Source organism: Paenibacillus sp. EB106-06-01-XG199, from assembly GCF_058791575.1.
The window spans coordinates 975,790-988,066 of sequence record NZ_JBYTDQ010000001.1 but is presented as its reverse complement, the minus strand read 5'-3'; the positions used below and the strand labels follow the sequence as shown (position 1 = coordinate 988,066).

At 48.8% G+C, this 12,277-nt stretch carries 14 protein-coding genes; all 14 read left to right on the top strand.

The window, feature by feature from the left end; translation table 11 throughout:
* The 14 genes from AC3WT9_RS04720 to AC3WT9_RS04655 all read left to right on the top strand — a co-directional run bounded on the left by AC3WT9_RS04720 (position 1) and on the right by AC3WT9_RS04655 (position 12,178).
* Positions 1–1,023 carry a retron-type reverse transcriptase gene (locus AC3WT9_RS04720; protein WP_492407402.1) on the top strand — a complete coding sequence of 341 codons (1,023 nt, stop codon included), beginning with the start codon at positions 1–3 and terminating at the stop codon, positions 1,021–1,023.
* A 283-nt stretch (positions 1,024–1,306) separates the two neighbouring features.
* On the top strand, positions 1,307–1,699 hold the full coding sequence (locus AC3WT9_RS04715; RefSeq protein ID WP_492407401.1) for a hypothetical protein: 393 nt from the start codon (positions 1,307–1,309) through the stop codon (positions 1,697–1,699).
* The gene (locus AC3WT9_RS04710) at positions 1,696–2,874 is read left to right on the top strand and encodes a hypothetical protein (protein ID WP_492407400.1); all 1,179 of its coding nucleotides are present in this window, start codon (positions 1,696–1,698) and stop codon (positions 2,872–2,874) included. The genes AC3WT9_RS04715 and AC3WT9_RS04710 overlap by 4 nt, the downstream gene beginning before the upstream one ends.
* Positions 2,875–2,891: 17 nt before the next feature.
* Positions 2,892–3,287, top strand: a complete 396-nt coding sequence (locus AC3WT9_RS04705; RefSeq protein ID WP_492407399.1) for a DUF2190 family protein — start codon at positions 2,892–2,894, stop codon at positions 3,285–3,287.
* A gap of 16 nt (positions 3,288–3,303) precedes the next feature.
* Complete coding sequence (locus tag AC3WT9_RS04700; RefSeq protein WP_492407398.1) at positions 3,304–4,344, top strand: hypothetical protein; 1,041 nt, start codon at positions 3,304–3,306, stop codon at positions 4,342–4,344.
* Positions 4,345–4,357: 13 nt separating this feature from the next.
* Positions 4,358–4,717: a hypothetical protein gene (locus tag AC3WT9_RS04695; RefSeq protein WP_492407397.1), complete on the top strand. Its 360-nt coding sequence runs from the start codon at positions 4,358–4,360 to the stop codon at positions 4,715–4,717.
* On the top strand, positions 4,717–5,100 hold the full coding sequence (locus AC3WT9_RS04690) for a hypothetical protein (RefSeq protein WP_492407396.1): 384 nt from the start codon (positions 4,717–4,719) through the stop codon (positions 5,098–5,100). Before AC3WT9_RS04695 ends, AC3WT9_RS04690 begins: the two co-directional genes overlap by 1 nt.
* 2 nt (positions 5,101–5,102) lie before the next feature.
* A complete protein-coding gene (locus tag AC3WT9_RS04685; RefSeq protein WP_492407395.1) occupies positions 5,103–5,522 on the top strand; it encodes a hypothetical protein in 420 nt (139 codons plus the stop codon).
* Positions 5,519–6,346 carry a hypothetical protein gene (locus AC3WT9_RS04680; protein WP_492407394.1) on the top strand — a complete coding sequence of 276 codons (828 nt, stop codon included), beginning with the start codon at positions 5,519–5,521 and terminating at the stop codon, positions 6,344–6,346. Before AC3WT9_RS04685 ends, AC3WT9_RS04680 begins: the two co-directional genes overlap by 4 nt.
* A 17-nt stretch (positions 6,347–6,363) precedes the next feature.
* Positions 6,364–6,564 (top strand): YqzN/YkzM domain-containing protein, encoded by a 201-nt coding sequence (locus AC3WT9_RS04675; protein ID WP_492407393.1) that lies wholly within the window; start codon positions 6,364–6,366, stop codon positions 6,562–6,564.
* The gene (locus AC3WT9_RS04670; protein WP_492407392.1) at positions 6,565–8,034 is read left to right on the top strand and encodes a phage tail sheath family protein; all 1,470 of its coding nucleotides are present in this window, start codon (positions 6,565–6,567) and stop codon (positions 8,032–8,034) included.
* A gap of 13 nt (positions 8,035–8,047) precedes the next feature.
* Entirely contained in the window at positions 8,048–8,461 is a 414-nt protein-coding gene (locus AC3WT9_RS04665) for a phage tail tube protein (RefSeq protein WP_492407391.1), read from the top strand.
* 30 nt (positions 8,462–8,491) lie between these two features.
* A complete protein-coding gene (locus AC3WT9_RS04660; RefSeq protein ID WP_492407390.1) occupies positions 8,492–8,950 on the top strand; it encodes a phage tail assembly chaperone in 459 nt (152 codons plus the stop codon).
* A 198-nt stretch (positions 8,951–9,148) separates the two neighbouring features.
* Positions 9,149–12,178, top strand: coding sequence for a phage tail tape measure protein (locus AC3WT9_RS04655; protein WP_492407389.1), 3,030 nt, complete (start codon positions 9,149–9,151; stop codon positions 12,176–12,178).
* Positions 12,179–12,277 lie beyond the last annotated feature (99 nt).

The window sequence follows — 12,277 nt, the reverse complement described above, 5'->3', positions numbered from 1 at the left end:
ATGGCTGATTATGCAACGGAGTCCGCGCGTAAGCTGCTGCAGGAACTTAAAATGACTGCCGGTAAATACGCGGTGTTTGCGCTATCGGCCCGGAAGAAGTACACCTCTCTGATGCTAAATCAAGAGCCGGAAGTACGTAGGATATTTATCAAGGCTGGAGACCAAGTATCCAAGGAGATCCGCAGCCTGCGGCAGCGAGGATTTGGTAGCCAGCTTAACGAGCGCTACCTCGATCCTCTGATGAAGACTCTACGGGAAACAAATATTCCTCAGTCGCTGCGCGAGCGGATGAATCAATATATCATCAAGGGAGTGGATGCCGGGACAAGCTATTCCTTTGACATTACGAAGCTCCATATCAGCAGTGCCAAAATTCCGGTTGAGCCGCTGGAGCGGATGATATTCCGAACCAACAAGCAAGCTGTTGATGCCATGTGGGCTCGCGGCGAGAACGGATTGATGTTATCAGATCGGATATGGCAGAAGGGAATCAAAGCCCGACATAGCATGACTGAGATCATTCAGGATGGTATCAAAAACGGGGAAGACCCGGTTAAGACCGCTCGCTTTTTGGAGCAGTACGTCCGGCGCGGGAAGAAGACTCTATCCGGTGACTACCCTGAAATGATGGAGCGGATAGGCAACCGGATTCCGAGCGACTTGTCCTATGAAGCTCTACGGCTGGTCCGGACGGAGACGGCGGCGGCCTTCGGAGAGGGAACTATTGCGGCTGCCCGAGTTAGTCCCAGCTATAGCGGCATGAAGTGGGTTCTTTCTGGAGCCCACCCGAAGCCGGATATCTGTGATGACCTGGCTGCAGCTGATCACGGCTTAGGCCGCGGCGTGTGGCCGGTGGGAGAAGAACCCCGAATGCCAGCACATCCAAATTGCCTGTGCGTGCTGATTTCGGTACACGAAGACCTTGACCTGTTCATGAGCCGTCTTAACCAGTGGACAAAGAATCCAGCCAGTCAACCGGACCTGGAAGAGTGGTATGAGAATGTGTATTCCAAGGTGGCGTAAAGGTGCCGGGCAGACATGTGGTTAAATCTCATATTTTGTGAGCATGTATGCATGTTGTGTTTCTGTCACATATTAAACTCTATATATTGTATGAAATGAATGATTATGTATTTCTGATGCATATTATCATGATTTTATTCATTTTATTGATCGAAATGCATGAATAGTATGCAGAAATCCTACTGTTTTTTCAGGAATTTAGGTTTATCGAGTCGTTTTCCGAACGAAGAGTTGCCTTCGGTGGAACGGCTATTTTTGTTGTATTCAGGAAGGGGTTGATATTTTGGAAGCTGTTATTTTTACAGAAGAACAACTTAAGGAAAAATGTGTGGAATGGCAAAAAATACTCCGGCTGCAGGACTGGAAAGTGGATCTTCATATTAAACGAGCGCGAGATATGGCAGGCGAAGATTGTAACGCTGAGATTAACTTGAATGAAAACCACAAGTTGGCATTCATAAACGTCATTGATCCTGTTGACTATGACCCTAAGCAATTAAGCCTGCAAGATATGGAGAAACATTTGGTGCATGAACTTCTCCATATTCACTTTTGGCCTCTCACTCGGGACAAGCGAGAAGAGGAAGCAACGACCATGGCGGAGGAACAGGCAATTAACTTGCTTTCACAAGCACTAATCAGCCTATACCGGAGAGGAGGTGAGACAAAAAAATGAAAAAGGTTCTGATTTGCGGTGAAATGGCTGCCGGCGGTACGACACTCTTTCGACTCTTCGCCGGAATTACTGGTGAAATGCAGGTAGATGATGTCCCCTTAGCGTCCGGAGTCGATGTGGAAGAGCTTAAGAAGGGTGATGCCGATCCCTTACAAGTTGTTGTTGAAATCCCCGCTTCCAAATCTAAGCGGGGCTGGAACTATACCGGCGAGTCGCTACGGAACATTGTTGATGCCGTCATGAGTAAAACCTTGAACGGGTTTTTGGGTCACCAAAAGGCAGAGGACGTTAGTAACCAGTTCCTCCCTCCAGTGACGCACTGGATCGGAGCCAAAATGGTGGGTGAGACAGCTTACTTCCGCGGTTTGGTTGATGCTTCCGCGAGTGATCTTAAACGTTGGATCCGTGGTAAACGTATCACTCAAGTTTCTATTTTCGGCATGCCGAAGCTACAAAAGGCAAACGGTGAAACAAACGTTGTCGGATATGATCCGCTGTCTATAGATTGGACCCCTCTTGACCGTGCGGGCATGAGCACACGAATTGTGGCGACCTCTGGAGAAATGTGGGATTTAGAAGGGGGAGGCCCCGAACAATCGAAGGGAGATGATGAGCAAGTGGAATGGGCTCAAGTAATTACTGAAGTAAAAAAGAAACACGGACTGAAAGGTGTAACCATCGGCACGCTAGCCGGAGAAATGGGTCTGACTGATCAACAGGTTATTGAAGAGCTCACCCCTGACTTCGCTAAAGAAGTACAGCGTGCGCTTGAAATCAGCGGCAAAGCTAAAGACATTCTCGGCGTAACTGGTGAGATGAACGTAGAGGACCTTTTCAAATCGCTTAAAGCAGCAGCTGAAAAGGATGCTGGAGCTGGCCGGGAGCAAATCGTCGGGGAAATGATTACGGAGAAAGTGACCTCTGAAGCGGTTCGTAAAGATATTAAGGACCCGGCAACGGCAATCGGCAAGCTTTGGTCATATCATGCTGCTTCTATTGCTGCTACGGCGACCAAAGAACAGATTGCCGGTGAAATGGATGCATTCCTTGCTGATCCAGCTGTTAAAGCAATTGTCAGCAACTATCATACTGATCCGGCAGCGGGCACAGGAAGCAGATCCAATAATAACAATAATGCGGGGTCCAGCGTGAAAACACGCAGTACCAGCATCTAAAACGAGGAGGAATAAGCATGACATTTACTGGTCAACCGGTCCCTACATCGTATGTTCCAGTTTCGCGGGCAAAGGTATCTGATGGCAAGAGCGTTCGTGTTACAGTGCCTGCCAGCACAACAATTGTGGCGGAAACCTTTAATCTGATTGCTGGTTTTTTTGGAGTTGCTAAGCAGAACGTGGTGACTGCCGCAGGCCAAACAGCGGATGTGATTCTTGATATCGAGCAAGCCGAGTTCGAAACTAACCAGATTGCAACCACGCAGAGTTTCGCAGTCGGTACTCCAGTCTATTGGGATGATAGCACCAAAAAAATTACCGAAACAGCAACGAATAACCGGCTTGTCGGCCGGATCACAGTTGCAAAAGATGCAAACAACGTTATCTGGCTGCTTCTTGGGCCACAAATCTAAGGGGGTTTAATCGAATATGACAAAAATCATCAGCATTGAAAGTTTGCGCGAAGAACGCCAGAAAGGGACATTCCAAGAGAATGTCCCTTTTATCGTTAATGGGGAGCAATTAGTCGTTGTAAAAAAAATTGTTAATGGAGAAATGGAAACCCTCGAATTCACGAGACCAGTCGGCGAAATGCTTACAAGCGGCAGTTTGGAGCAGTTCAAGGATTTGATGCGTAAAACCGTCCTGGATGTTGAGATTGGCCGTGAACAGGTTCCGATCCTGTACAAGCCGATCTATGAGAACATCACAGACCCATCTTTCCCACAATTGATTGATGCAAAATGGGCTCTGTACGGAACGGTGGTATTCTCCGATCACATGGAAGGTGAAGAAGTGAAATTCGGCGCCTTGAACGTGGAATCAGGGCCAGCGGCGCGTATTCTTACACAAACTGCGGGCTTTGAGATTTCCAAAGAGGTCAAGGAGTTCAACTCCTACTACATTGTTGAAATTTACAATAAGGCAATGGGAGAAGCTCATAACGCCAAGCTGAATGATATGCACTTGAGTCCGATTATTAACTTTGCTTACCCTAAAGCTGGGAACAAGACTGCATATCAAGGCGAAACAACGGATGCAAAATGGGTCCGCTTCTATTTGACGCTTAACCAAGCGTTGGCCGATACGCAGGGCGCCAAACGTGCGGGTTCTATCCTCCTGGCATCAAGCTTGGATAAATCAAATATTGAAATGGCGCTGAAAGGCGGTTACACCATCAACGGTACGACTTATCCTGCTGTTGATGGCATCAGCACAGTCATTTATTACGATGGCTGGACTACTACCGTTGGCAAGAAAACATATACGTACCCGGGTGTCGCGCAAGGAGAAGCATATTTGATTCGTCCAAAAAGAGGGTTCAAGGAGCTGGTTAAAAAAGACCTCCAGATTGAATCCACTGTCGGAGACCTTTCCAGACTTGTAGACGCTCAGATCGTAGGGTACTCATTCCGTGGTGTTTATGCAGCAGTTGAAGAAAATGTTCAGAAAATCACCCTGAAATCTTAAGGAGTGTCAGCATATGGAGGCGACAGCCCAGCTCCGAACTCGCTTGCGTAAACTGCTGAATGAGCGGATTCCAGAGGGCGGCACAGAGGATAACACGAATTTCACTGATTTTGACTTGGACGAGCTACTGGCCGAATCGGATAGTTTAGATTCGGCAGTGGCGAAGGGATGGACAGAAAAAGCGGGGCTGCTTCAGGCGGATATTGAGAGTTACAGTATCGGGTCAGAAAAATATGATCTTACTTCCCTAAAGGATCGTCTAGCCCACGCCCTGGCAATGGCTAAGCAATATGCGACTGCAGCAGACATCGGTAAGACAAAGGCTAATTACGGCAGCTACATTTTCGGCGTACAGCCTCCAGAGGTGTTGTGATGGATTTCGTGGAGCTGCGGCGCCGACATATCGCCTGGAATATCAGCCAGAACCCTTCATCAATTACCATTTACCGCGAGGGGAAGCGGCGTAAAGGTGGGGGCTATGAGGAAATCAAAGCAGACCTATCGCCGATAATCGTTAGAATTTTTGTCGGCGGTAACGCTCAATCTCCACAAGTCGATTCGGGGACAATCGGCACTATGCATAGCGATAAGGTATACAGCATGCTTGCTGATGAGTTTGCCGATATAAAAGCGGGCACTGATGTATCCGATACCTTTACCCACCAAGGAGATAAATTTAAGGTGCTGCAGGTAATGCCATATGTGATAAAAGGTGTTGTTGTTGGCTATATGGCGGATCTGGAAAGGGTGAAGTGATTGTGCCGAAATTGGGAGACAATGTTCGTGCTCATATGAAGCGAAAACGGGCAGGCTCATTCGCCATTATTCAGAACCTCGCCCAAACAGCAGAGGGTGAAATGAAAAGTAAGGCGACCTGGACGGACCGCACCACCACTGCTCGGCGATCACTTCACAGCGGCGTCCGCCCGTTGGGTAAAGATAAGATTCTGATGTATCTTGCCCATGGCGTCAAATATGGCCTCTACCTGGAAGAAGGGACGAAGCCGCATGTGATCCGGCCGAAGAATAAGAAGGCCCTTTACTGGCGCGGAGCGGCGCACCCGGTGAAGAAGGTAAACCATCCCGGCACCCGGGCCCGGCCGATTGTATTGCCGACCGCTAAGAAATATAAGGGTAAAATTAAGCAGGCTCTTGCGAAATGGTGGGGGATGACGTGAGAAATGCAATACGAAACCGACTTATTGAAGCCATTCCCGCTCTGACGGATGTATATGAGCCGCACGCAGCTGACAAAAGCAGCGTGAAGCCTTATGCGGTTGTCCTGCAGGGTGACGATGATAACGAATCTGCATGGGTAGGCTTCCGGCGGATCATTGAGGTATGGCCCTATGTGTCGCGTACCAGCTTCGAGGTTGTTGACGATTTGGAGCAGGAAATAGCTGCCGCTCTGGTAGCTGAGCCGCTTGTCACGGAAGCGGGGGAAGTGTTCACCTGTTCTTATATAGGTTCCTCTCAGGATACCGTAGACGAAGACTGGGATGCCATTACACGCGGCATGCAATTTGCTGTGATGGCACTGCAACCGATGGGTGCCGGTGTTCCGGTTACTTCAGACCCCTGGCTCAATGCTCTGGCTTCCTGGACCGAAACACTATTCGGACCGGACTGGAATGTGTATAAGGGCGTCTGGCCTGTTGGTTATAGCCGCTCCTCTATCATGTGGAGGATCACCGGGATGGAGGCCAAGCCGCTAGGGGTTGGGATGTTTGAGCTTACGAAGCGGTTCACAGCTCATGTCCTCGGTCCGGATGGGAATCAGGAACATTATAGTGTGCTGAAGCTCATTGAGGCGATCGGCAGCGTCCCGAAGATCCCGCTTGATGTGTTGGACCGGAGATACATGACTGTGAAAGATACGAAATCGAACACAGAAGCGGATGCCATTAAAGAGGGGCAAGTTACCATTACGTTAAGCCGGAAGGTTCAAAAGTTAGTAGATGAAGGCCCGTTGATAGCTGGAGTGAATTATAAACGAATATAAAGGGTGAGGTGGTAAGCGTGGCAGAGAAAGAACAAGCTGCAGCACAGCCGAAACAACCTTCTGTACCTGTTCAAGAGCTTTTGGCACATGCCGGAGCTCTTTTTTCATGCGGTCCGGAAGTGCTGGAGGGCGCTTTGTATGGCAGTAATAAAACAGAATTGACCGTTGATGAGGCAAGGGCGCTTATTAATGACTTTTTAAGAAGGAAGGTGCTGTAAATGGCAGGAGGAACATGGAGTGCAACGGACATGCCGGAATTGCCAGGCTTATATATGGTTTTCAAAGCTGCTGCGCTGGCTGCCATTAAACCAGGCTCCCGGGGGACGGTCGTATTGCCGGTAAAGGCTCACTGGGGGCCAATGAATGAATTTGTAGAGGTGGGCAGCGAGGCTGCAATCACAACTCTATTCACGGATGATGAGACCGGTGGTGCCACCGCTCGTACCACTTTGCGATTGGCACTGCTGGCTCAACCCAAAAAGGTGCTGACTTATCGTTTAGGAGACACTTCAGCTGCCTTTGCAACCAAAACGCTCCAGGATACCACGGCAACACCGGTGAACGCCCTAAAAATTGAGGCCAAGTACAAAGGAGCCCGCGGTAATAACTTCCGTTTATCCGTTGCTACAAACTTGGTAGATAACTCCAAGAAGGATATCAAACTGTATGACGGCACAACCCTCCTGCGAACCTTTTCATTTATAAGCGGGACCATCGCGGCGGCAGTGGCTGCCATTAATGAGGATGCCGGAAACATATGGATCATTGCTTCCGAGTTACTACCAGGTAACGGCATCCTGGCAGATGTTTCAAATATTGAGCTGACAGGCGGTAACTCCGGAATATCAGGCATCACGAATGCGGATTATATTGCTGCTCTTGGTGCATTTGAGACACAGGATTTTCATGTGCTCGCTTTGGATGGTGTATCTGATGCAGCACTGAGAACGAGTGTGGTCTCCTGGGTAAAGCGATTACGTTCAGAGGGCAAAGGTATCGTTGCCGCTCTCGGAGGCTCTGCAGCGGAAGATACAGGGGCTACAGCGGTGAGTACGGCTATCTCCCGCAGCGCCACTATTGATTATGAAGGCATTATTAATGTTGGAGACGGCGGGATTCTTGATGGAGTCGCCTATAGCTCCGCTCAAACTGCCGCATGGGTGGCCGGCCTTGTAGCGGGTACCGCATTGAGCGGTTCGACCACTTATGCCGCTTCACCTTTCGAGGATGTCACACGGCGCTGGACCCGTTCTGAGCAGGAGACAGCTGTAAAAGGCGGGGTTTTCCTGCTTATTCATGATGGCCGCAAGGTCAAGGTACTGAAAGGCATTAACAGTCTGGTCTCTCTACGAGAAGGCCAGAACAAAGGTTGGAAGAAAATCCGGAAGATTCGCGTCATGGATCAAATTAATTACGATCTTATGCAAACTGCAGAGGATAACTATATCGGCAAGGTCAATAACACCGCCGAGGGCCGACTTGCTCTGATTGGAGCGGGCAAGGATTATCTACGGACCTTGGCTACAGAAGGTGTAATTGAGTCAGCGGGCTACAATGTCGCACTTGACCCGCGATACTACGGGTCAGCTCCTGCGATTACACCTGAAGATGATCAAGTCTTCCTCACTTGGACGGCAGATGATACGGACGTTATGGAACAAATTTTCGGCACGTTTAACGTGCAATAAGGGGGGATAAGGAATGTCATTAGATCCAGGCAGAGTTATTCTTGGCACGTATGGGCAGGCCTTTATTGATGGGGTTTGGCAAACGCACATTAACCATCTGGAAGCAAAGATCGATGTGGATAAGCGGGAACTGAATTTGGTCGGTTACAACTGGAAGCAGTACAAAATCGGTGCCAAGAGCGGGACAGGCACAATCAGCGGTTACAAGGTCAGTTCCTCAATGCTGCAAAGGGAATTCTCTAAGTTCGATATCATTTCCAAACTAGACGACCCGGAAGCCTATGGGCACGAAACCATTCGATTGATCCGCTGCATGCCGGACAGTATGCAAATTGCCAACTGGACCGCTGGTGAGGAAGTGACGGAGGAAACACCGTTTACATTCGAAGGGTTTGAATTGCTTGATCCAATTATTGCGACTGTTTAATTTCAACTACTATAAACGGAGGAATACACAATGAGCGAACAACAATTAAGTGAACAACAGATATTGGCTGAACTTTTCGAAACGGCAGCTACAGCTCCAGAGGAATCTGTATATATTAAACGTCTGGGGCTGCGCGTCACGCTGAACGGTTTGACCTCCAGCCGAGTTGACAGCATCCGGGAGCGCTGCACATCCAAAAAGAATGTGAAGGGCGTCCAGGTGGAGAAGATGGACAATGAACTATTTAACTCCACACTGATTCAAGAAGCTACACAAGGCATTGAAGTCATTAAGAATTACGGGGAAAAGAATGAACAGAAGCTTGTCTTGGAGGGCTGGGGGGACGTGAGAATCACCAGTCAACTAAAATTGTCCGGCGGTGATCAAGCGGTCCGCCGGCTGCTGCTGGCCGGGGAACTGGACGCAGTAGGCGACAAGGTGCTCGAGCTCTCTGGTTTCGGTGTGGATATTGAAGAACTAAAAAACTAACCCGCTCCGGGGGAACGGTCACGCTATTATTCCATTTGTGGACAAAGCATGATTTGCGCCCCGGGGCGTTTTGGTCTTTACCCAAGGGTGAGCAGATGCTCCTGCGGGCGTTCACGGAACGGGAACTTGATATTATTTCTAAGTCTCCTCCGGGAATGCCGGCAATACCGAACGGGCGCCGAGGAAGGCGGGTGACCAATGGCTAATGAATTTTATCAGTTAGACCTTGTGATTGGCACAAGCGGCGTAGAGCGGACAGAACAGCAGCTCCGCGCCGTTGAACGTATGATGGAACAGGCACAGCGGCGAGCGGCGGCATTAGGTCGGACCCGTATGAACCCAACGGTCCAACTCAATGACCGACTAACCGCGCCAGCAGGCCGGATTACCTCTTCCCTTAACCGGTTGGACCGCATCAACGCTCGGCCAGAAGTAAGGCTCGTTGATCGGGCGACAGCAGGCCTGGGGAAAGTATCCTCTATGCTGGGTAGCCTCACAAGGAAGGCATTCCGCGTCACGGTAAATACAGCATTTACCGGTGCGGCTATGCTTACCGGAGCAGCCGTATATACGGGTGTGAAATCTACGCAGAAAGCAATGAATTTTCAAAATCAAATGAAGTCAATTCAAGCCTTGACCCAAATATCTGATTCGGAACTTGGAAAAATGCAAGCTCTAGCACTTTCGGAAGGCATGAGGACGAAGTATAACGCTCTTGAAGCGGCTCAAGGGGAGGAAGCGCTCCTTAAAGCTGGTTTATCTGTGAGTAAAGTTCAAGACGGCGGCCTCAGTGAGGCGCTCAACTTGGCGACCGCCGGCGGCATGCAGATGGTCGAATCAGCAGAACTCATGTCTACATCCTTAAATTCTTATAAAAAGGATGCTCTTTCGGCAGCGCAAGCTTCTGATATCTTAGCGGGCACCGCCAATGCTTCAGCAGTTGATCTTAACGATCTGCGCTATTCCTTATCAATGGTCGGAGCGGTAGCGGACGGGGTCGGCACCTCTTTCCTTGATACCAACCTGGCACTAGGGGTATTCGGTAACAATGGATTGAAAGGCAGTGACGCTGGTACATCGCTGAAAACCTTCTTGCTGAATTTGGTGCCGGAGACGACAAAGGCCTACAACCTTTTCAAAGAATTTGATTTGCTGACCGTTGATGTAACAGAAAGTATGAAGAAATTGACCAAAGCGGGCATAAATCCAGCCTCTTCATCTGTGAAAGATATTACTTCTGCAATGGATAAGTTTGTAGCTGCGCAAGCGGGAATTAAACCCGGTACAGCAAAAGCGGCCAAAATGACCAAAGATTATATGATGGCCAACGGTCTGCTGCACTCTGCTTTCTACGATGAAAAAGGCAATATCAAGGATATGGCGTCGATTGCTGATCTCCTGCAGAGCAAGCTGAAGAAGCTCACCAACGAACAGCGACAGTATTACCTGAAGCAGATGTTTGGTACAGATGCCATCCGGGCAGCAAATATTCTGTATAAGGAAGGCGCCAAAGGTATCAAGAACTTTCAACGGGAAATGTCCAACGTGACTGCATTGAAAGTTGCTCAGGATAAGATGAACTCTGCTTCCGGAGCGGTGGAAATGTTCAAAGGGGCTTTAGAAACACTCCAAATTTCAGCCTTGCTTCCAACAATGCCGATTATTCAGAAGGTTGTAACAAAGTTATCCCAAGTCGTATCCCGATATACACCGGAACTTACTGCAGCCATGGAGAATATGACCTCACAAGCTGAATCCTATGTCAAAACTCATTTCTTAAATAATACGGAATTCCAGAACCTTAGCTTCAAAGGGAAGATCGGATTTATTTTCGATGACCTGCAGGCTCAGTTTGATACATGGTGGGGTAGTACAGGACAAGGTGTTGTGGCGAATATGGCCGGCAAGATCGGAGCGGGATTAGGAGGAGCGCTGAAGGGTGTGTTTATGGGCGCTTTGGGGTTACTGGATGATGGCAATGAATCGCCATATAAGACAGCTGGAGAATCTGCAGGAGCGGCGTTCTTTCAATCGTTTATTGAAGCCTTTGATGCTGGAGCGATTGCGACGAAAGCAGCGAATGCTGTAAGTAATGTTTTTAGTAATGCCGTTAATGAACCTTCAGTGGGAAATACTGCATTAGCGGGTGGAGCGGTTGTCGTCGGTTCAGCGATTTTGAGTGGATTGTATAATAATATTCTGAAAACTCCTGTTGAAATAGGCAAAACAATTATCGGAAAAGGCAAGAGTGTAGTACAAACATTAGCAGGGAAAACTCCAACAGGTGTTGCAGGTTCTGAAGGTGCTATAATTGCCGGAGAATCTGCAGCCAGAGGAGCGGCAGCAGGTGTAGCTGATGCCAGCCAGTCAAAAATTCCTTGGAATGAGTTGCGAAGAGACCCACGATATCGCCCTGGTGGAAAAGGAATAAACCCACCAAAGGATTTTGCAATGCCTGGTGTTAAGTTAGCTTCAAAAGTAGCCTTGCCGTTAGTTGCGGCCGTCGATGCTTACTCTATAGCTACGGCGGATCCCGGAAGAGACAGAGCTGAAAAAGTTGGGTCTTCAGTCGGCGGGTGGTCCGGTGCGTGGGCGGGGGCAACTCTCGGAGGGGCAGCTGGTTCCGTAGTTCCAGGCCCGGGTACAGCGATTGGAGCTATACTTGGTGGTATTGGCGGTGGAATAGGCGGTAGCTTTGGAGGGAAGGGCTTAAGCAACAAGTTTATGGATCTTGTGTACGGTAAAAAGCAGACAATCGCCCCTGAGGTCGATGCTGTTATAGGTAACCCGTATCCTGGTTTGGATGCTGTTCTCAATCGTACTCCAATTCCTTATACACCGCGACCTATCGAGCCTGCCAAACCATCGGCACCACTTGTTACCGATATTTTAAGCAAGAGCTTGGAAACAATTGCATCCAAGATTAGCACTATGAATGCGACGAAACCCAGCGTTACTTTACCAAATAGTATGTCTTTGCCAATGAGCAGGCTGGAAAAACCCGCTGAACCGCAGACAGTGTTTATATCGCCCGACCAGATCAGTAGCATGGAAAGTGGAATACGTAATATAAAGGCAGAAACAACGAATCAAATCAATGTCACACTTCCTTACGGTGCTATACAGGTTAACGTGAAGCAGGAAGACCTTGATTATGACGCCATTGGACTGCAAGTCGGGAGCCGGATTGCTGCCGAAATGCGTCGAAGAACACAAAATATTAAGTAATAAAAGGAATCCCCCTTCATATGGAGAATAAAAGCATGTGAGGGGAGGGATTTCTAATGGATTTTCTAACATGGATCGGGTCAGCATTTCTTAATCCTT

Coding starts and splice junctions, on each gene's coding strand:
- AC3WT9_RS04665 (WP_492407391.1), top strand. CDS start 8,048: ATGTCATTAGATCCAGGCAGAGTTATTCTTGGCACGTATGGGCAGGCC.
- AC3WT9_RS04660 (WP_492407390.1), top strand. CDS start 8,492: ATGAGCGAACAACAATTAAGTGAACAACAGATATTGGCTGAACTTTTC.
- AC3WT9_RS04655 (WP_492407389.1), top strand. CDS start 9,149: ATGGCTAATGAATTTTATCAGTTAGACCTTGTGATTGGCACAAGCGGC.
- AC3WT9_RS04690 (WP_492407396.1), top strand. CDS start 4,717: ATGGATTTCGTGGAGCTGCGGCGCCGACATATCGCCTGGAATATCAGC.
- AC3WT9_RS04720 (WP_492407402.1), top strand. CDS start 1: ATGGCTGATTATGCAACGGAGTCCGCGCGTAAGCTGCTGCAGGAACTT.
- AC3WT9_RS04705 (WP_492407399.1), top strand. CDS start 2,892: ATGACATTTACTGGTCAACCGGTCCCTACATCGTATGTTCCAGTTTCG.
- AC3WT9_RS04670 (WP_492407392.1), top strand. CDS start 6,565: ATGGCAGGAGGAACATGGAGTGCAACGGACATGCCGGAATTGCCAGGC.
- AC3WT9_RS04700 (WP_492407398.1), top strand. CDS start 3,304: ATGACAAAAATCATCAGCATTGAAAGTTTGCGCGAAGAACGCCAGAAA.
- AC3WT9_RS04695 (WP_492407397.1), top strand. CDS start 4,358: ATGGAGGCGACAGCCCAGCTCCGAACTCGCTTGCGTAAACTGCTGAAT.
- AC3WT9_RS04710 (WP_492407400.1), top strand. CDS start 1,696: ATGAAAAAGGTTCTGATTTGCGGTGAAATGGCTGCCGGCGGTACGACA.